The 19,523-nt window shown below is 44.5% G+C and carries 15 protein-coding genes and 2 tRNA genes; 11 read left to right on the forward strand and 6 right to left on the reverse strand.

What is annotated here, in order from left to right:
- Positions 1-435: 435 nt before the first annotated feature.
- Both AC0IYG_RS25735 and AC0IYG_RS25740 read right to left on the reverse strand, forming a co-directional pair.
- Positions 436-509, reverse strand: a tRNA-Asp gene (locus AC0IYG_RS25735).
- A gap of 25 nt (positions 510-534) precedes the next feature.
- Positions 535-611 (reverse strand) — tRNA-Asp (locus AC0IYG_RS25740).
- Between the two features lie 160 nt (positions 612-771).
- Here AC0IYG_RS25740 and AC0IYG_RS25745 point away from each other — a divergent pair.
- The 4 genes from AC0IYG_RS25745 (at position 772) to radC (ending at position 5,028) form a co-directional block, all read left to right on the forward strand.
- Positions 772-1,872: a Nif3-like dinuclear metal center hexameric protein gene (locus AC0IYG_RS25745; RefSeq protein ID WP_471713949.1), complete on the forward strand. Its 1,101-nt coding sequence runs from the start codon at positions 772-774 to the stop codon at positions 1,870-1,872.
- A gap of 44 nt (positions 1,873-1,916) precedes the next feature.
- Positions 1,917-2,663: a zinc ribbon domain-containing protein gene (locus tag AC0IYG_RS25750; RefSeq protein WP_471713950.1), complete on the forward strand. Its 747-nt coding sequence runs from the start codon at positions 1,917-1,919 to the stop codon at positions 2,661-2,663.
- A 291-nt stretch (positions 2,664-2,954) separates the two neighbouring features.
- Entirely contained in the window at positions 2,955-4,262 is a 1,308-nt protein-coding gene (locus AC0IYG_RS25755; RefSeq protein WP_471713951.1) for a hypothetical protein, read from the forward strand.
- 61 nt (positions 4,263-4,323) lie between these two features.
- A complete protein-coding gene (gene radC / locus AC0IYG_RS25760) occupies positions 4,324-5,028 on the forward strand; it encodes a RadC family protein (protein ID WP_471713953.1) in 705 nt (234 codons plus the stop codon).
- Here radC and AC0IYG_RS25765 read toward each other — a convergent pair whose 3' ends face one another.
- The 4 genes from AC0IYG_RS25765 to AC0IYG_RS25780 all read right to left on the reverse strand — a co-directional run bounded on the left by AC0IYG_RS25765 (position 5,029) and on the right by AC0IYG_RS25780 (position 8,463).
- Positions 5,029-5,838: a DUF3298 and DUF4163 domain-containing protein gene (locus AC0IYG_RS25765; protein WP_471713955.1), complete on the reverse strand. Its 810-nt coding sequence runs from the start codon at positions 5,836-5,838 to the stop codon at positions 5,029-5,031.
- 27 nt (positions 5,839-5,865) lie between these two features.
- Positions 5,866-6,600 (reverse strand): LytR/AlgR family response regulator transcription factor, encoded by a 735-nt coding sequence (locus tag AC0IYG_RS25770; RefSeq protein ID WP_471713956.1) that lies wholly within the window; start codon positions 6,598-6,600, stop codon positions 5,866-5,868.
- Between the two features lie 48 nt (positions 6,601-6,648).
- Entirely contained in the window at positions 6,649-7,716 is a 1,068-nt protein-coding gene (locus AC0IYG_RS25775; protein ID WP_471713958.1) for a sensor histidine kinase, read from the reverse strand.
- 102 nt (positions 7,717-7,818) lie between these two features.
- A complete protein-coding gene (locus AC0IYG_RS25780) occupies positions 7,819-8,463 on the reverse strand; it encodes a histidine phosphatase family protein (RefSeq protein ID WP_471713959.1) in 645 nt (214 codons plus the stop codon).
- Positions 8,464-8,548: 85 nt separating this feature from the next.
- On the opposite strand from AC0IYG_RS25780, the gene AC0IYG_RS25785 reads away from it, so the two are divergent.
- From AC0IYG_RS25785 to AC0IYG_RS25815, 7 genes are all read left to right on the forward strand, one after another.
- Positions 8,549-8,974 carry a hotdog fold thioesterase gene (locus AC0IYG_RS25785; RefSeq protein WP_471713960.1) on the forward strand — a complete coding sequence of 142 codons (426 nt, stop codon included), beginning with the start codon at positions 8,549-8,551 and terminating at the stop codon, positions 8,972-8,974.
- Positions 8,975-9,023: 49 nt separating this feature from the next.
- The gene (locus AC0IYG_RS25790; protein ID WP_471713961.1) at positions 9,024-10,271 is read left to right on the forward strand and encodes a chorismate-binding protein; all 1,248 of its coding nucleotides are present in this window, start codon (positions 9,024-9,026) and stop codon (positions 10,269-10,271) included.
- Between the two features lie 147 nt (positions 10,272-10,418).
- Positions 10,419-11,516, forward strand: coding sequence for an efflux RND transporter periplasmic adaptor subunit (locus AC0IYG_RS25795; RefSeq protein ID WP_471713962.1), 1,098 nt, complete (start codon positions 10,419-10,421; stop codon positions 11,514-11,516).
- 39 nt (positions 11,517-11,555) lie between these two features.
- The gene (locus AC0IYG_RS25800; RefSeq protein WP_471713963.1) at positions 11,556-14,660 is read left to right on the forward strand and encodes an efflux RND transporter permease subunit; all 3,105 of its coding nucleotides are present in this window, start codon (positions 11,556-11,558) and stop codon (positions 14,658-14,660) included.
- Positions 14,661-14,738: 78 nt separating this feature from the next.
- Positions 14,739-16,022 carry a TolC family protein gene (locus AC0IYG_RS25805; protein ID WP_471713965.1) on the forward strand — a complete coding sequence of 428 codons (1,284 nt, stop codon included), beginning with the start codon at positions 14,739-14,741 and terminating at the stop codon, positions 16,020-16,022.
- Between the two features lie 177 nt (positions 16,023-16,199).
- Entirely contained in the window at positions 16,200-18,605 is a 2,406-nt protein-coding gene (locus tag AC0IYG_RS25810) for a TonB-dependent receptor (protein ID WP_471713966.1), read from the forward strand.
- A 48-nt stretch (positions 18,606-18,653) separates the two neighbouring features.
- Positions 18,654-19,493, forward strand: coding sequence for a CvfB family protein (locus tag AC0IYG_RS25815; RefSeq protein WP_471713967.1), 840 nt, complete (start codon positions 18,654-18,656; stop codon positions 19,491-19,493).
- The last annotated feature ends 30 nt before the right edge of the window (positions 19,494-19,523 follow it).

Genomic DNA, 19,523 nt, shown 5'->3' on the forward strand with positions numbered 1-19,523 from the left:
GCGGGACTCGAACCGGGCTGCAGAAGTCCCGCAAGCCAGCGCGGCCCGCCCCATGCGTGACAATCACGTATTCTAACCAACTGAATAACATTAAAAACGAAAAAAGCCCAGATTTCTCTGAGCTTTCTGCGGTCTGGTGGTGCGGCATCCCGGCGGGACTCGAACCCGGGCGGCGGACCGTCCGCGAGCCTGCGCGGCCCGCCCCATGCGTGACAGGCATGCATTCTTACCAACTGAATTGCATTTAAAACGAAAAAAGCTCAGATTTCTCTGAGCTTTCTGCGGTCTGGTGGTACGGCATCCCGGCGGGACTCGAACCCGGGCGGCGGACCGTCCGCGAGCCTGCGCGGCCCGCCCCATGCGTGACAGGCATGCATTCTTACCAACTGAATTGCATTTAAAACGAAAAAAGCCCAGATTTCTCTGAGCTTTCTGCGGTCTGGACGGGACTCGAACCCGCGACCCCATGCGTGACAGGCATGTATTCTAACCAACTGAACTACCAAACCAATTCTTTCAACAATTTAAACTTTCTGGCGGTCTGGACGGGACTCGAACCCGCGACCCCATGCGTGACAGGCATGTATTCTAACCAACTGAACTACCAAACCAGATTATTTCACAGCACTTTTCTGTAAAACGTGGTGCAAAACTAGTATTATTATTTTCCATTGCAATACTTGCGACACCAATTTAGTTATTTTATTTGCAAAATAATAGTGCCAAAAATTTGAAGAATCTGAAAGTGAAACAGTTGTCTCAATCATAAAAATGACATTTATTAAAGAAGTTATCGCCGCATTGGAACAACTTGCTCCTTCTTCATATCAGGAAAGTTACGATAATGCCGGTTTAATTGTTGGCTCCGGCCAAGAACAAGTCTCCGGAGTGCTCCTGACATTGGATGTAACGGAAGCTGTTGTGGCGGAAGCCATTGAGAGGAATTGCAATCTGATTGTAGCGCACCATCCAATCGTATTTAAAGGCCTTAAAAGGCTCAATGGAAAGAATTACGTTGAGAGAACAGTCTTGAAGGCAATCAAAAATGATATTGCGATTTATGTGACGCACACCAATCTGGATCACGTGACCAATGGTGTAAACTGGCAAATTGCCAATATGCTGGGATTACAAAATATCCGCGTTCTGGCTCCTAAGAAGCAGATCCTTTCAAAACTTACGTTTTTCTCCCCGATAGCAAATACACAGGAAATTCTAGACGCATTGCACAAAGCGGGCGCAGGAAACATTGGTAATTACTCAAATTGCAGCTTTCGCACCGAAGGAACTGGCACATTTAAACCCGGGGAAACTTCAAATCCGGTAATCGGTCAGCGGGGCGAACAAGAGGAAGTGCCAGAGCACCGGGCAGAGCTGATATTTCCTTCCTATCTTGAATCCCGCATTTTGACGGCATTGCGCCTTGCACATCCTTACGAAGAAGTTGCCTATTACATTTCAACCCTCGAAAATGAGAATCAGGAAGTGGGTGCCGGGGCGATCGGAGAACTGCCGGAAGCGATGGAAATCACTTCTTTTCTTCGTTTCTTGAAGGAACAGATGAATCTGAATGTCATTAAGCATACGCAACCGCATGTCAACCATATTCAGAAAGTCGCGGTTTGTGGCGGGGCGGGCAGCTTTCTCTTACCCAACGCATTACAAAACCAAGCCGATATTTTCGTGACGGCAGACTATAAATATCACGAGTTTTTCGATGCCGAAGACCGCATTATGATCTGCGATATTGGCCATTATGAGAGCGAAGTATTTACGAAAAATTTACTGTATAACTATTTATCGGGAAAATTTCCTAATTTTGCACTCTGTTTGTCAGAAGTCAATACCAATCCGGTACGATATTTTGTTTAAACCTTCACTTATTACGCATTGAAACAAGTCCATTAAAGACATACATGGAAAACACAATCGCACAAAAATTAGACGCTCTCCTGAAATTGCAGGAAATTGATTCAAGCCTTGACGAAATATTAAAAACGCGTGGTGATCTTCCTGAGGAAGTACGGGATCTGGAAGACGAGATTATTGGCTTTGAAACACGTTTAAGCAAGTTTAAAAGTGAAATTGCGAACTTGAATACCGAGATTGACAATTTCAAAAACGCGCAAAAAGAAGGTGAAAAGCTGATCAAAAAATACAAGGATCAGCAGATGAATGTTCGCAATAACCGCGAATATGACGCGATCACCAAAGAAATAGAATTGCAGGAACTCGATATGCAATTGGCTGATAAGAAAATCAATGAGGCCAAAGCACGTATCAGGTTGATCGAAGATGACGCCAATCGCGCTGAATCGGTTTTGAATGAAAGAAATGAAGACCTTAAAGCGAAAAAAGGTGAACTGAATGTAATCACAAGTGAAAGTGAGGCTGAGGAAAAAGCGCTGATTGCAGAAAGAGAAAAGCATGTGAAGAAAATCGAGGATCGTCTGTTGAAATCATATCAGAAAATCCGCGATAACTCAATGAATGGTCTTGCTGTTGTGCACGTATCACGCGGTGCTTGCGGAGGCTGTTTCAGCATTGTGCCACCACAACGCCAGGCTGACATTCGTGAACGTAAAAAACTAATCGTGTGTGAACATTGCGGACGTATCCTTGCGGATGTAGAAAGCGTGGAGCCAGTTCACCAACGTCGATAGAAATTAAAATAAGAATTGAAAGGTTGTCTTACAAAAGGCAACCTTTTTTTATGTGCCAGCAATGAATCAACCTCCTAATAAGCAGCTATTTAGCCCATCCGGAAATATTCAAACGGGATTGCTGATTATGCTTTTACTCTTCACCTTTTCCGCAAAAAGTGAAGATCTGAATTATGGAGTTAACTTTTCCCGAAACTACAAAAGGCATATTTCGAGATTCAAAAACTCCGCCTGCCCACCGCGCGCGCGCTGATCGATTCGGAACGGAATGCGCAAAACAATAATGCATTTGTGCCCTATCTTGATAATTACGCGGACCTGCATTATCTGCTGATTTCAGAGGATAAAAAGGCTTACAAACTGCTTTCGCAACAGGAAACGCCGAGACTAGATGCCATTGGCAAGCTTCCCGACAATTCCCCTTACAAGCGTTTTTTCCAGGCCGAAATCCGGATGCACTGGGCATTTGCAAAACTTAAATTTGGCAACGAGGTGAGCGGCTCGTGGGAGATTATTAAAGCGTATAAACTTTTGGAAGAGAATAGAAAACGCTTTCCAGAATTCGCTCCGACATTGAAATCGCTGGGACTTCTGCATGTCCTGATCGGCTCCATACCCGAAAACTATGGCTGGGTGGCGCGCATGCTGGGCTTGAAAGGCAACATTCAAAACGGCATTGATGAGTTGCGGCTTGCAGCGAAAGAAGCACCCTTTTTCAAACAAGAGGCTGAGTTGATCGACTTGTTATTACATGCCTACACTTTACAACTTTCGACTGCTCAGCAGCAAAGGATCAGACAATGGCCCAAAGAACAGCCTGATAATTTACTCTTACATTTTTTTGCTACGACCGTTTTGATGAAAGAAGGAAAAAGCGATGAGGCAGAATTTTATGTCAATGAGGCTCCTTTCGGCCCTTCTTACATTGCCTTCCCTTTTCTTGAATATTTGAAAGGCGAAATCAATTTGCAAAAAGGCCAGTATAGCCAAGCCAACTCACATTATCTCTCTTTTCTAAAACATTATACGGGCTTTAATTATATCAAAGACAGTTATCTTAAACTGTTCATGTGCAACTGGCTGGCGAATAAAGATGCCGATGCAGACATTTACATCAAAAAAGTGAAGATTTCCGGCAGCACCATTATTGAAGCCGACCAGTTTGCCGAGCGGATCGCAGCTGAATTTCTGTCTGGGAAAATACCCCCCCAGCAAAAATTGCTTTACAAGGCGCGCTATGCAACAGATGGCGGCTACCTGAAAACAGCATTGTCACTGATGGAAACCGTGACCGAAAAATCATTTATATCTACCGAAGAAAAAGCCGAGTTCAATTATCGTAAGGCCAGAATCCTGCAAAAATCAGTGCAAAACGAGCGCTCGACTCCCTACTATAACCGCGCGCTTGCTTTGGCACAAAATGAAGCCGCCGGGTTCGGAGCTGCGTCTGCGCTGCAATTAGGCTACATTTCGTTGGAAGCGAAAGATAATGCTAAGGCAATCAGCTTCTTCAAAAAAGCAATGTCTTTCAAAAAACACGAGTATAAAAACAGCATTGATAACAAAGCCCGTGCTGCGCTGACGCGACTTGGTCAATAATGGCTGCGTTACCTTTTTGAATTTCTGCGTCAAAGTATTTTAATCTGTTTAAAATACCGCTATGACAAAGAATGGATACGAGAACCCCAGAAAAATCCTGGCATGGTCTGAGGAAGACAGGCCGCGCGAAAAATTTAGGCTGAAAGGCCGGACAGCATTGTCCGATGCAGAGCTGATCGCCATCTTAATCGGTTCAGGAACGACAGAAATGTCCGCCGTTGATCTGGCAAAAATTATCATGAAAACCGTCGGGAACAACATTAACAAGCTGGCGCGCGTGAGTGTGAACGATCTTAAAAAACATCCCGGGATCGGTGAAGCAAAGGCGATAACCATTCTTGCAGCGCTGGAACTTGGAAGAAGACGCGATGACATTGTTGAAAAGCAAAAGCGAAAGATCACGGATTCAAAGTCCGTATATGAAGAAATGAAGCAATATCTGCTTGATAAACCGAATGAGGAATTCTGGATATTGCTGCTCAATCGCGCAAATGATGTAATGCAAACGCTTCAAATAAGCATTGGTGGCATTTCAGGCACAGTTGCGGACATTAAAGTGATTTTCAAACTTGCAATTGACAATCTGGCCAGTTCCGTGATCCTTGTCCATAACCATCCTTCGGGACAGCTTTTGCCAAGTGCAGCCGATTCGCAACTTACCCGCCAAATAAAAGAGGCAGGCCAATTGCTTGACATGCCTGTTTTGGATCATATGATTTTCACCGATAACGGCTATTACAGCTATAAAGATGAAGGCGAAATGTGATCAGAAAATCTTTTCTCTGTCGATGATACCTTTCAGCTCAGCATAAGGAATTGTAAACTGGATTGCACCCCGCGCATATGCCGCAATTTCGTAAGGGTTATAGTAGAAGAATGCGCCTTTTGGCGTAAAAACCCAATTGGCAGGAATCGCAAATTGATTGTTCAGCAAAAAATAACCCTCTTCTTCGAGGTTTACATCCGTGCCGAGCTTTTCTGTTTTTCTGAAATATTTTTCTACTAAATTTTTTAATGCAACTGAATCAGAAACAAAGCTTTTGAACGGCAGCTCTTCACCGGTTTTCAGGTCAAAGGCGTGGTAAGAGCGGAAACTATTGGGATGTGCACCACCGGTGAACGCATAATGATCTAATTGATAAAAAAGCACTTTTGGCGTTGAAAACACAGTGTCACCTTTTAACTCCACTTCCCAGCAACCGGGGGCGTCTGGGAAATCCTTTTTGAAGTCGTTGTAATTCTTTTCAAAAACTTCAAAAGCATCCTTAACGCTCCTGTTTGCCCCGGGATTTGCAGCAATGCTGGCAGAATCGCCGTAAGAGTTAATTCTTTGGATGGATTTAGCGGTCAGGATATTTCTGATTGACGCTCCTACTTTGCCAGAATCCGCTGGCTCCCAAAGGTTGAGGCGGATCGAAATGCCTTGATTTTTAACGGTGTCACAGCCGCCGAACGCAATTTGGCGCGCTGCTCCGCTCAGGATATTTTTTTGTGAACCGCCCTGCTCAGCGGACCGGTTGCAGGAAACAATAAAAAGAACAGCAAATAAGGACAGGCAAATTCCAGTTAAGCGCATATGACGTTGAGATCGAGTGAAATAAGCTTACAAACTCATAAGCTCTTTAAAGCGGATGGCCTGACGACGGGAAATTTCGATTTTGTCGCCACCTTGCAGGGTTACCAGCAATCCGCCGCTAAACCATGGCTCAATTTTTTCGATCCAATGCAAATTAATAATATGCTTGCGATTTGCACGAAAATATGTGTTCGGTTCCAAACGCTCTTCGAGGTTGTTCAGCGATTTCAAAACCAACGGTTTCTGGTCATCAAAGTGCAGGCGCACATAGTTACCCATTGATTCAAAAAGCCTGATTTTGCCCAATTTTACAAACCAGCACTTTTCTCCATCCTTTACAAAAACCTGATCATTTTCACCCAAAACTTTCTCAACGCGCTCATGTGCGTGAGCAGCCGTTTCGGGTTGTGCCTGGTTTTCTTCAATTCTGTGAATGGTTTCCTTTAAACGCTCTGTATCAATGGGTTTGAGCAAATAATCCAGCGCATTATATTCAAAAGCCTTGATCGCATATTCGTCATAAGCGGTTGTAAAAATCACCTCCGGACTTTTCCCTTCAATGGATGAGAGCAACTCAAAACCATTTTTACCCGGCATCTGAATGTCTAAAAAAAGCAGTTCCGGCTGTAACTCTTCGATCATAACCAGCGCCTCTTCAGCATTCGCAGCCTCACCTACAATGTCGATTTTCGTGTAGGGCTCCAACAATCGTTTCAATTCATTTCTTGCAAGGCGTTCGTCATCGACAATCAGGGTCCTCATAGCAGATAAGTTAGGAATAAAATAATGTTAAAAATTGATAAATGCCTGTCAATCAACCTTGCCCGTCTCCTCGCCTACCATCATCACGCCTTCCGACAACATGGGGATTCTTACTTCTGAGCAAACCACATCCGGTTTCTCCTGAAAAATTCGGAACGCTGCTGCTTTACCATATAATATGGAAAGCCGCTCGGCTGTGTTTTTTAATCCCACTCCACCCGAATCCGTGTTTCCTAGATTTCCTGAATTCAATATGGTAATGATCAGCAGTTCATTGGCAACTTCGGATTTCACATCAATAAAGCCACCGCCCATTTCTTTGGAAACACCGTGCTTAATGCCGTTTTCAACCAAAGTTTGCAGCATCATTGGTGGCACCTGCCAGTAAATCGCTTGCGGATCTGTGGTTATGGAATAACGCAAACGGTCTTCGTAGCGCACTTTTTCCAATTCTAGATAGTCCTCAACAGTCCTGAGCTCTTCTTGCAGATCAACCGTTTTTCTTCGGTCTGCAAGCAATGAATTTCTTAAAATGTTGGATAACTGCGTAATGCTGAGCTGCGCTTTTTTAGGATCTTCGAAAACCAGTGCGCGAATGCTGTTTAATGCATTAAAAGTAAAGTGTGGATTGAGCTGAGAACGCAAAACCTTTGCCTCCGCTTCCCGCATCGACATTTTCAGCATAATCTTTTCATAACCCACCAACCTGTTTTGTTCGATATAATGGTAAACAGTGTAAGACAGGATCCAGGCAAGCAGGTTTTTACACCAGTTGGCATAATAACCCCAGAAAACCAATGGCTGATTCAGTAAATTTTGTTCCAAAACCTTGCGGTCCATCGGCTGATTAACCAGCGTCATGATCAGGCCTAATAATAAAACGGATCCGATAACGCGCATTGCAAGCCTGGGAACAGGCAATGATGACCAATTCCATTTTTGAATCACCAGCCTGTAAACATGGGTGAGACAGATAACGAGAAGGATATTGGCTAATGCTGTGTAAAATACGCTGGCTTCAAAACCGAATTCAAGGGCATAAGGAACGTACTCAAACATGATAAGTAAGGTCCAGCCCAGTATTTGTAGCGTCCAATAAGTACGTTTTTTGGACATGAAGATCTCCGTTGTGCTGTTTGTACTCCGGCAAATGTATTGACGCTCCCTCCACTTGTGCTTATAAATACACCAAAGGAGATGAATCTACACGAGCGGTTTTTACAAAGTTTGGGGTATTTCCAGAGATAACAAATGTGTAATGTCGTTGGAAACCTCCAACTCAAATTTACCTGTTTCGTAGGAATAATTGATTTTATATAAACACAAATTGCTGTGTTCGTAGTCATCCATTTTTACCAAAGGCTGATCAAAAAGCGTAGTCAGCAGCACCCGCATAGCGCGGCCGTGCATGGCAATAAGAATATTTCTTTCGTGCGGTCTTGACAGAATCGTCTCTATAACAGGGATTTGGCGTGCACGAACTTGTTCGGGACTTTCACCTTCTTCGGCTGCAAGCTCGACGTGTCCGTTTTTCCAGGCCGTTACTAATTCACGATAATAATTGTTATCACCCGTGTTTGGCTCACGTCCTTCGCGGTTTCCCCAGGAAATTTCATTGAGCCCCGCATAGCTTTCATGAGGGATGCCCAACTTGATGAACCCGCGAACAGTTTGCTGTGTTCGTTTTAAATTAGAAGTATATATTTTATCAAAAGGAACATGTTGATAAGCATTAAAGAATGCAGCTGCCTGGGCTTCACCCCATTCATTCAGCAAGGAATCCACACCACTTCCCTGAACAACTCCCCTGCGATTAAAATCCGTTTCACCGTGGCGAATAAGATAGATAGACTTTCTTTTCAAGATAATAGGATAATTTAAATATTAATTTTGCAAATACCTTGTTTCCGGCCATTATAGCTGATACAAATTTATACATTTTTTATATATGTTTACTAGAACAATCACGCTTGATGCGGTTCAGTCTTTTGGCCAAAACACAATCGCACATCATCTGGGAATAGAATTTACTGAAATTGGGACGGATTATATAACTGCAAGAATGCCAGTCGACAAGCGGACACATCAGCCGTTCGGGATTTTACATGGCGGCGCATCGGTGGTCCTGGCTGAAACATTGGGCAGCATTGCATCGTTTTTATGTTTGCCGGATCCGGAAAAGCAGCATGCAGTTGGTTTGGAAATCAATGCCAATCACGTTCGTTCGGTTAAGGAAGGTTTTGTCTATGGAACGGTGAGATCCATTCATTTGGGACGGACAACGCACATTTGGGATATTCAGATTAAGAATGAAGCGGGTAAACTGGTGTGTATAAGCAGGCTGACAGTGGCTATTGTGAATGCGGACCGTTGACCTTAATTTGCGGAAAAGTGAGATTAAGAATCTTTTAGTATCAATATAAATGCTTTCAACACAAACCGGAACCGAAACTTCCATATTTGAGGGATTACAGATTGAAGCGCTTTGGAACGCATCCAGACAATTGGGCTTTCCGTCGGCGCTATGGCGTTTACCACACAAAAATGAAATTCAGCTGCTGATCTCCATTCAGGATGGAGTCAAAAAATGCCAGCCTGAGCTTGAAAAACTTTCGCCAGGTTTTGTAATGAGCAATTTTCATTGGGAAACGGATGAAGAAGTGCTGTTTCTGGAAGGTGATATCATCATTACATTTTCGGACGATAATCAAATTAAGCGTGTAGAAAATAAACTCGGCGAAGAGCATCCGGAAGTCGCGCGCCTTGTACAATTGGCGGGTGCGAATGAAGCGGAAACCCATTTGGACAGCCCCGAAAATCCTTTGCTGATTCCGGCATTGCCTGATATGAATGCAAAATTGCGTTTTCAGCGAACCGTTGAGCTTGCAATTTCTGCGATTCGCCAGAATCAGTTTAAAAAAGTCGTTTTATCCAGAACAAAAGATCTGGCATACGCTGAAAATTTCCAGCCGGCTCAGGCTTTTTGCAAACTTTCAAAAGTATATCCGCATGCATTTGTTTCATTGGTAAATCTGCCCGAATGCAACGAAATGTGGCTTGGCGCGAGTCCTGAGGCGCTTGTAAGGCAGGATTCGGCAGGTGTTTTTAAAACAATGTCATTGGCCGGAACGCAAAATGCGCGAAACGAAGCAGGCGAGCTCATTCCAAAATTCGATATCCGCTGGGGTGAAAAGGAAATTGAGGAACAAGCATTGGTAAGCCGATACATTGTAGAATGTTTCAAGAAAATCCGTTTACGGGAATACACTGAAACCGGCCCTAAAACTGTTCTAGCTGGCAATTTATATCATTTGCGCACCGATTTCGAAGTCGATGCCGTCGCACTGAATTTCCCAGAATTGGCTTCCGTAATGCTCAAATTATTGCATCCAACTTCTGCCGTTTGCGGGGTTCCGAAGATTCCAAGTTTAAAATTTTTGTCAGAAATCGAAGGTTATGACCGCTCATTTTACAGCGGCTTCCTGGGGCCTGCGCAGGTTGGTGGCGATACAAATCTGTTTGTAAACCTGAGAACCGTCAGATTTAAAGAAGGAACGGCTACTTTTTTTGCCGGAGCAGGAATCACCGAAGATTCTATTCCCGAACGTGAATGGGAAGAAACGGAAATGAAATGTGACACCTTATTAAAAGTGATTGCCCAAGAGTTCTAAAAAAATATATTTTCTGGTTTTAAACTTTTATAGTAGAAAAAAGTCCAATAGGTTTTAGATTAATATATAATTTTGGAAAACAGCCCGGAGTTTATATAATATATCTAACGACCCCTAAACCTTTTACGACCAGGAATATTAAATTTTATGAATTCAAACACGATTTCTGTATTTACCAAAATACCGAACCTGCATAAAACCCTTTCTATTTTCCTCCTCTCGGGCACGCTCCTCACCACTTTTTCCTGCAAAGAAAAGAAAGACACCTTCCAGCAAAAGGGAGGCGGTGGTCCAACCGTTGTGGATGTGATCATCGCTAAGTCAGAAAAAGTAAGTGATAAAGTCGAAGTCAACGGGACTATTGTTGCCAACGAATTTGCCGAATTGAGGCCGGAAGTAAGCGGACTATTAACTTACCTGAATGTTCCGGAAGGTCAAACCGTAACCAAAGGCACTGTAATTGCCCGCATTAACGATGCGGATTTACAAGCACAGCTTAACAGAACAAAGGTTCAGCTGGATCTTGCCATTACGACAGAGAACAGACTCAAACAATTGGTTGCTGTAAATGGCATTAATCAGGCTGATTATGATGTTTCGATTAATTCGGTCAACACATTAAAGGCGGACATGGCTTACACGCAGGCGCTAATTGATAAAACCGTTGTTCGCGCTCCCTTTACAGGCGTTATTGGCCTAAGAAAAGTGAGTGAGGGCTCTTACATTTCGCCTACCAATGTGATTGCCACCATGCAGCAGCTCTCCAACCTCCGGATTGACTTCACAATTCCGGAAACTTATCAAAAATACATTGCCAAAGGTGCTAATGTAGAAGTGCTGCTGGACCAAAATGCAGGCAAGCGCGAAACTGCCCGCATTATCGCCATCGAGCCGCAGGTTAACCAGGCAACACGGAACATTACAGTTCGCGCCGTGCTGAATTCAGGTAAAACCAGCCCTGGTTCATTTGCCAAAGTATATTTAAATGCCAGTTCAAATAAAAACAGTATCCTGATCCCCACAAACTCCATTATTCCCGAAGCACAAGGTAAAAAGGCAGTAACCGTTAAAGGTGGAAAAGCCGTTTTTGTGACTGTTGAAACCGGAGACAGACGCGAAGATGTGGTGGAAGTGACGAGTGGTCTGAATGTTGGCGATACTGTGGTCGTTTCGGGTGTGTTATTTGCCCGTCCTGATGCTCCTGTGAAAGTGAGAAGCGTAAAAAGCGTGAAAGTTGCTATGTAAGTTGGAGTTTAGAATGACTATTCCTTTGAAACCTGTTCTATGAATATTTCCGAATTATCTCTGAAGCGGCCCGTTTTGGCCGTCGTCATGAACCTGCTCATCATCCTGTTTGGTGTCGTAGGTTACAACTTTCTTTCGCTCCGCGATTATCCCGCCATTGACCCGCCCGTAGTCAATGTGCGCACAAGTTACACCGGTGCAAACGCCGATATCATTGAAAGTCAGATCACTGAGCCGCTTGAAAAGAGCATTAATGGTATTCCGGGGATCAAAAGTATCAGCTCTTCCAGCCAGATCGGTTCAAGTAACATTACGGTTGAATTTAACCTCGAAGCCGATCTCGAAGGCGCTGCCAATGATGTTCGCGATAAAGTGAGCCAGGCGCAACGGAATCTTCCGCAGGATGTGGATGCGCCGCCGGTTGTGAGCAAGGCCGATGCAAACAGTGATTTCATCCTCTTGCTAGCCGTTCAAAGTCCTTCCAAAGGATTATTGGAGCTTAGTGAATATGCTGAAAATGTCTTGCAGCAAAGTCTCCAGACCATTGACGGCGTAAGTGCAATCAACATTTTTGGTCAAAAAAGATATGCCATGCGCATTTGGCTAGACTCGGACAAAATGAGCGCTTATGGCATTTCTTTCAATGATATTTCCAACACATTAAGTGCAGAAAACGTAGAGCTGCCCGCCGGTAAGATTTATGGCGATAACACGGAGCTAACCATCCGCACGATGGGCCGCCTCACAAGTGAAAAAGAATTCAGTGACCTGGTTATCCGAAATGACACGGCTGGAATTGTCCGTCTGGCTAATGTTGCCAAAGTGGAGCTAGGTCCTGAAAATGAGGAACAAAGCTGGAAATACAACGGAATGTATGCCGTAGGACTTGCCGTTATCCCGCAGCCCGGAGCGAATTATGTTCAAATCTCCGACGAGTTCAACAAGCGATTGGCTGAGATCCAGAAATCAAATAAATCAGACATTACATTCAACGTCCTGCTGGACAATACGACACTTGTCCGCCGCTCGATCCTGGAAGTGGAAGAAACGCTGCTGATTGCGTTCGCCCTCGTTGTAATTGTGATCCTGTTCTTTTTCCGAAGCTTCGTCGTCGCCATTCGCCCGCTTATCGACATTCCGATTTCCCTTGTCGCGACGTTCTTTATTATGTATTTGTTTGGGTTTTCAATCAATATATTAACACTTCTAGGCATTGTATTGGCAACCGGACTTGTGGTCGATGATGGGATTGTGGTCACGGAAAATATTTTCCGAAAACTTGAAAGTGGCCTTCCGATCAGGCAGGCTGCATTGGAAGGAAGTCGCGAGATCTTTTTTGCTGTTATTTCTACGTCGCTTACACTTGCCGTTGTTTTTCTTCCCGTAATCTTTCTGGAAGGTTTTGTAGGAAGTCTTTTCCGGGAATTTGGTATCGTCGTTGCTTCCGCAGTTCTTATCTCAGCATTTGTTTCGCTGACGATCACACCGGTTCTTAACGTGTTCCTTAATCGCAAAAAAGCTGGTCATGGCTGGTTCTACAACAAAACCGAACCATTCTTTACCGGGATGGAAGATGGCTATAACCGTTCGTTGCGCGGATTTATGAAAGCGCGATGGGTTGCCTGGGTGCTGGTTGCAGCATGCGGCGTGCTCATTTGGTTTACTTATACAAATCTACAAAGTGAGCTTGCACCAATGGAAGACAGAAACAGCATTCGTTTCAACCTTTCAGCCCCCGAAGGCACGAGCTTTAACCAAATGCAGACCATATCGGATCAATTATCAAACTTCCTTAATGATTCGATTCCTGAAAAAGCATTTACATTCTCAGCAACGCCTGGTTTCGGTGGCGGGGGTGTAAACAGCGGCACGGCGCGTATCGGGCTCGTTGATGCCGGTGAGCGGAAAAAGAGTCAGAATGATCTTGCACAAGAGATTAACAAAAAACTGGCGCGATTTAATGATGCCCGGATCTTTGCAACTCAGGAACAAACCATTGCCGTTGGACAGGGTTCAAGAGGCGGATTACCCGTTCAGTTTGTCTTGCAAAATCTTGATTTCAATAAAATCTTCGATGTGCTGCCTAAGTTTCTTGAAGAAGCGCGTCAGGATCCGACATTCCAGAATGTGGATGTGAACTTGAAATTTAACAAACCTGAAATTCGCCTGACCATTGATAGGCTGAAAGCAAGGGATCTTGGCTTGTCGACCACCGACGTTGCGGGCGCGATTCAGTCTGCATTCAGCGGAAGACGCCTTGCTTATTTCATCATGAACGGGCAGCAATATCAGGTAATTGGGCAAGTGGAGCGCACTGAGCGTAACAAGCCTGCTGACATTTCGAAACTATATGTCCGCAACAACCGGGGCGAAAACATTCCGCTGACGGCCGTTGTGCAAATGCGCGAAGAAAGCGGTCCACCTACAATTTATCACTATAATCGTTACAAAAGCGCAACTGTTTCTGCGTCGCTGGTTGAAGGAAAAACGATCGGCGATGGCGTTGCAGCCATGCGCAGGATCGCTGCCAAATTGCTCGACGAATCATTCCAGACATCATTGGTAGGCTCGTCGCGTGACTTTGAGGAAAGCTCGTCCAATACTAGCTTCGCATTCGGATTGGCATTATTGCTTGTATATCTGGTGTTAGCGGGTCAGTTTGAAAGTTTTACAGATCCATTTATTATCATGATCACCGTGCCGCTTGCGTTGGCAGGAGCACTTTTGAGCCTTTATCTTTTTGGTTTAACGATCAACATTTTCTCCCAGATCGGGATGATCATGCTGATTGGACTGGTGACCAAAAACGGGATTTTGATCGTGGAATTTGCAAACCAGAAACGAGAACAGGGAATGGGCAGAACGGCAGCTGCGATAGAATCCGCAACACAGCGTTTAAGGCCGATTTTGATGACCAGCCTTGCGACTGCATTTGGTGCATTACCGATTGCGCTAAGCCTTGGTGCTGCTGCCACCAGCCGCGTTCCGCTGGGCGTTGTAATCGTGGGCGGTCTGATGTTCTCACTGATCCTGACTTTGTTTGTAATTCCAGCTGTCTACACATTCATTTCGCCTAAAAAGCATAAAATGACAGAAGAACAAAAGATGGCAGAAGAGCTTGCTGTTCAGCATAACCCCGCCTAAACGGATAATTTTTAAATCAATCATTGACGTTGCATGAACCCACTCCTGATTTTGAAGTGTAAAAAAAACATACTGATATTGCTTTTGCTGGCGGCCGGCAACGCGTTTTCAATGCCTGCCGACAGCCTTACGATCACGCTGGATGAGGCCATTGCCCTTGCGCTCAAAAACAGTTATGAGATTGAGATTGCAAAAAACAATGTTGAAGCCAATACGCTGCTGAACCATTACGGCGTCGCAGGCGGCTTGCCACTGGTGACTGCCGCAGCTTCCAACACGGAGCAAATCACGCAAATCAATCAGAAGCTGACCGATGGAACTGAAATCAGTAGGAATGCGGCTGCTGGTAACAACACCCAGGCAAGCTTGAATGTCGGCATTCTTTTATACAATGGAAAAAGGGTTGTTTCAACAAAAAAACGACTTGCTGAATTACAAAATCAAAGTGCAGAACTGCTGAATTCGCAGATTCAAAATACGATCGCGCTTGTGATGACGAGTTATTATGATGTCGTGAGACAATTGAGTTATGTGAACACGGTAAGGACTTCAATTCAGGCATCCGAGAAACGTCTTGAAATTTTAAAAGTGCGTCAGCAGGCTGGAATGGCGAATAACGCGGATATTTTCCAGGCGCAAATTGACCTTAACACATTGAATCAAACGCTGTTGGATCAGCAAATGATCGCACAGGTCGCCAAGACAGAGCTTTTGCGCATTTTGACATTAGATCCAAAAGTGGCGGTGACCATTAAGGACACCATTATGGTGGATAATAACATGAACCTGGACGCCATTCTGGACCGCATTACAACAAATGCTGATGTGAAAGCTGCGGATCTGCAAATTAAAATCAATGAGTTGATCGTCAAGGAAACAGCCGCGCTGCGCTATCCGACTGTTCGCTTCAATACGGCTTACAATTATTCAAGAAACCAGAATGCGGCTGGTTTCACCTTGCTTAACCGAGCCGTAGGGCCTAATGCTGGAATTTCCCTTGCCATTCCGATTTACAATGGCTCGGCTTTCAAAAGGCAGCAGCAAGTTGCTGAGATCAACACTTCAAGCGCCAAATTACAGCGCAGCACGATTGTCCGCGATTATAACGCGGGAGCTGTGAAAATGTATCAGACTTATTTGAGCTCGCTGCAACAGCTCGAAACGCAAAAACAGAATTATGATCTGAGCCGTCAATTGTTATCGCTAACATTGCAGCGCTTCGAACTCATTCAGGCCACCATTATCGACGTGCGCGAGGCGCAACGCAGCTTTGAAGATGCCGGTTACCGGATGATCAACCTCAACTACGCCGCCAAAGCAGCAGAAATTGAGCTGAAAAGACTAAGCAACACATTACAGTAAGCATTCAAGATTTTACATTGCAACGGGCTGACTTTCAACAAAGTCAGCCCGTTTTCTTTTGCTGCTAACCTGCCGTTTCTGGCATAGGTTTTTCCTGTTGGAGGAATAAGATTAAAAAGTGATTAAACCATTGCCTGACTTTTTGATCTAACAGTCTTACTTCCTTCAACTCACCTTATGAAAAATCTTCTTCCTTACATGCTCATTGCCCTGCTGACAACGTGCCGCGTCTATGCTCAGGAAGAACCTGCGGAAACGGTTTCTATCAAGGGTAAGCTGGAAGATGGTGATAAAAACCCTGTTCTGTTTGCCAATGTTGCCTTGTATTCGGCTAAAGATTCGACGCTCACCGGCGGCATTGCATCGGATGACAAAGGCTTCTTCGAGATCCCTGCGGCTGCGGGTAACTATTTTCTCAAAATCACGTATCTCACTTTGGATGAGAAGATTGTCCCCAATGTCAATGTTGCAAGCCAGGATCTTGACCTGGGAATAATTTTGCTAAAACCCAATGCAAAAGTGTTGGAAGAAGTTGTCGTAACAGGTGAAAAAAGCCAGATGGAGCTGCAACTGGACAAGCGTGTTTTTAATGTAGGCAAAGACCTAAGCAATATCGGAAGTAATGCGTCTGACATTTTAAATAATATGCCATCCGTGACGGTCGATGTGGAAGGAAATGTTGCCCTGCGCGGAAGTCAGAATGTGCGCATTCTGATTGACGGAAAACAATCCGGAATGGTGGGTTTGAACCCTGCGGAAGCATTAAGGCAAATTCCGGGTGACCTTATCGAGAGCATTGAGATCATTACAAATCCGTCTTCACGCTACGATGCGGAAGGTGAAGTCGTGATCCTGAACATTGTCATGAAGAAAAATGTCCGATATGGATTAAATGGCTCTTTTACGGCAACTGCCGGTTATCCTGCCAATTTTGGAGGATCATTTAATTTGAATTACAGAAGAAAGAAAGTAAACCTGATCGCCAATTACGGATTGATCTATCGCGAAGGGCCGGGCCGCGGCAACTCCCGGCAGGCCTATACAAGTGCTGATACGAGCTTTGTTTACGAGCAAAACAGTTCAAGAAACAGGACTGGCCGTTCGAATAATTTCATGGTGGGACTGGATTATTTTTTAAATAATAATAACACGATCACTGCAACGCTTTCTTATCGTAACTCCATGAATAACAACAATTCAGAGTTGCAATACAGGGATTTTGATTTGAACAATGTGCTTACGCAAACCGTCACCAGGACCGAACGCGAAACCGAACCACGGATCAATTTGGAAGGCGCATTGAATTATGAGAAGAAGTTTGACAAAAAAGGCCAGAGCCTGACTTTTAATGGTAAATATATTATCAGCGATGAAACGGAATCTGCCAAATTCCGTGAGTTTTCCAACATTAACACGACCGGAATTTTCCAAAGATCATTCAATACAGAGGATGAAAAGACTTTCCTGGCGCAGCTCGATTACATTCAACCCATTGGAAAGGATGGAAAAGTGGAGGCCGGACTCAAAAGTTCAATCCGGTTACTGGATAATGATTTCTCAGTGCATCAGCAGGATGAGCAGGGCGACTGGCGCATTCTGGATCAATATGATAACCGGTTTGCGTACGACGAAAAAATACACGCAGCATATGTGATGGCCAGCAATCAGTTCGGAAAAGTTTTCTTGCAGGCGGGTTTGCGAGGCGAATATTCGGACATTACAACCGAGCTGAAAAAGACGAATCAGAGCAATCACCGCGGTTATTTCAACCTGTTTCCAAGCGTTCACATGTCCTATAAATTGAAGGACATGCAAACGGTCCAGCTGAGTTACAGTTATCGCCTGAGCCGACCCAATTTTCGCGATCTGCTTCCCTTCTCTAATTTTAGCGACTCTCGCGTTTTCCGAGCCGGAAATCCCTTGCTTAACCCTGAATTTACGCATTCATTTGAAGCGGGACATTTGCTGAATATGCCAAAAGGTTCTCTCCTTTCAAGCATTTATTATCGTCACCGCCTGGGTGTGGTTGAAAATATCACGTCCGTGGACTCGACCGGTTTTACGACGATAACGCCCGTCAACCTTTCAACCGGAGATTCCTATGGTTTTGAATTTAACCTGACTTATGACCCGGCGCCCTGGTGGAAACTTACCGCCAATGCCAACATATTCCGCGCTATTAATGAGGGTTTTTACAATGATAAGGTTTTAAAAAGTGACACTTATTCCTGGACAAGCCGCCTTTCTTCCCGATTAACGCTGTTTAAATCCGTTGATTTTCAATCTTCATTCAATTATCGTGCGCCGAGAAGAACGACGCAGGGAAGAGATCTTTCCATTTATTTCATCGATCTGGGACTTTCGAAAGACATTATGAAAGGACGCGCAACAGTAACTGCGAGCGTTCGTGACTTACTGAACTCTCAAAAAAGGCGCAGCATTGTTGAAAATGCGGGTTACTACTCGCGATCCGAGTTTCAATGGCGGGCAAGACAGTTTCTGGTGACTTTTGCCTATCGTCTGAACCGTTCGAAAGAAAAACAAAACATGGATAACAAAGGCGGCGGCGAGGACGAAGACTGATTCTACGGCCGAAAACGTTACATTTGCGCAAACTTTGTACAATAGCGAATGCTTTTTATAGGAAAATATAATCACCTCACCATTCAGCGCCTGACGAGTGTCGGCATGTTTTTGAGCGATGTCGAAGGCGAAGAAGTGCTTTTGCCTAATCAATATCTGACAGACGAAATGCAGATTGACGACACCATTAAGGTGTTTGTTTACCTTGATTCCGAGGACAGGCCTGTTGCAACGACAGAAACTCCGAAAATTATCCGCAACGAATTCGCATTTCTGGAAGTGACGGATGTTACGGAGCACGGCGCTTTTATGGATTGGGGATTGATAAAAGACCTTTTTGTTCCTTTCCGCGAGCAGAGCACGCCTATGCAGGTTGGCGAATGGCATGTGGTTTTTCTTTATCTGGATCAAAAATCTTCCCGCCTGATCGCTTCAACAAAAATTGACCGCTTTCTGGAAAATGAGCGTCTTACTGTTGCCGAGGGTGACCAAGTGGATTTGCTAATCTACGCCAAGACAGACCTCGGCTATAATGCGATTGTGAATCAATATCATAAAGGGCTTATTTATGCCAATGAAGTGTTTCGCGAAATCAATGTCGGTGACTCGCTGAAAGGTTATGTGAAGAAGATCAGAGAGGAAAACAAGCTGGATATAAGCCTGCAGAAATCGGGTTATGAAATTGTGGAACCGTCTGCACAGCTTATTTTAGATCAGCTCAAAAAGGCGAATGGATTCATGAACCTTTCGGACAGCAGCTCGCCGGAGGACATTTACAAGAAACTGCAAATGAGTAAGAAAGTCTTCAAAAAGGCAATTGGTGGGCTTTATAAGCAAGGCCTGATCAAGATTGCCGATGACGGAATTCGACTTGTTAGTGAAGATTAAATATAAAAAATGCCGGCTTTAAACCGGCAT

It is taken from the genome of Dyadobacter sp. AC419 (assembly GCF_979253085.1).

What these genes read in the sequence shown, in the direction of transcription:
- AC0IYG_RS25745 (WP_471713949.1), top strand. Translation starts at nt 772, where the DNA reads ATGACATTTATTAAAGAAGTTATCGCCGCATTGGAACAACTTGCTCCT.
- AC0IYG_RS25750 (WP_471713950.1), top strand. Translation starts at nt 1,917, where the DNA reads ATGGAAAACACAATCGCACAAAAATTAGACGCTCTCCTGAAATTGCAG.
- radC (WP_471713953.1), top strand. Translation starts at nt 4,324, where the DNA reads ATGACAAAGAATGGATACGAGAACCCCAGAAAAATCCTGGCATGGTCT.
- AC0IYG_RS25765 (WP_471713955.1), bottom strand. Translation starts at nt 5,838, where the DNA reads ATGCGCTTAACTGGAATTTGCCTGTCCTTATTTGCTGTTCTTTTTATT.
- AC0IYG_RS25770 (WP_471713956.1), bottom strand. Translation starts at nt 6,600, where the DNA reads ATGAGGACCCTGATTGTCGATGACGAACGCCTTGCAAGAAATGAATTG.
- AC0IYG_RS25775 (WP_471713958.1), bottom strand. Translation starts at nt 7,716, where the DNA reads ATGTCCAAAAAACGTACTTATTGGACGCTACAAATACTGGGCTGGACC.
- AC0IYG_RS25785 (WP_471713960.1), top strand. Translation starts at nt 8,549, where the DNA reads ATGTTTACTAGAACAATCACGCTTGATGCGGTTCAGTCTTTTGGCCAA.
- AC0IYG_RS25790 (WP_471713961.1), top strand. Translation starts at nt 9,024, where the DNA reads ATGCTTTCAACACAAACCGGAACCGAAACTTCCATATTTGAGGGATTA.
- AC0IYG_RS25795 (WP_471713962.1), top strand. Translation starts at nt 10,419, where the DNA reads ATGAATTCAAACACGATTTCTGTATTTACCAAAATACCGAACCTGCAT.
- AC0IYG_RS25800 (WP_471713963.1), top strand. Translation starts at nt 11,556, where the DNA reads ATGAATATTTCCGAATTATCTCTGAAGCGGCCCGTTTTGGCCGTCGTC.
- AC0IYG_RS25810 (WP_471713966.1), top strand. Translation starts at nt 16,200, where the DNA reads ATGAAAAATCTTCTTCCTTACATGCTCATTGCCCTGCTGACAACGTGC.
- AC0IYG_RS25815 (WP_471713967.1), top strand. Translation starts at nt 18,654, where the DNA reads ATGCTTTTTATAGGAAAATATAATCACCTCACCATTCAGCGCCTGACG.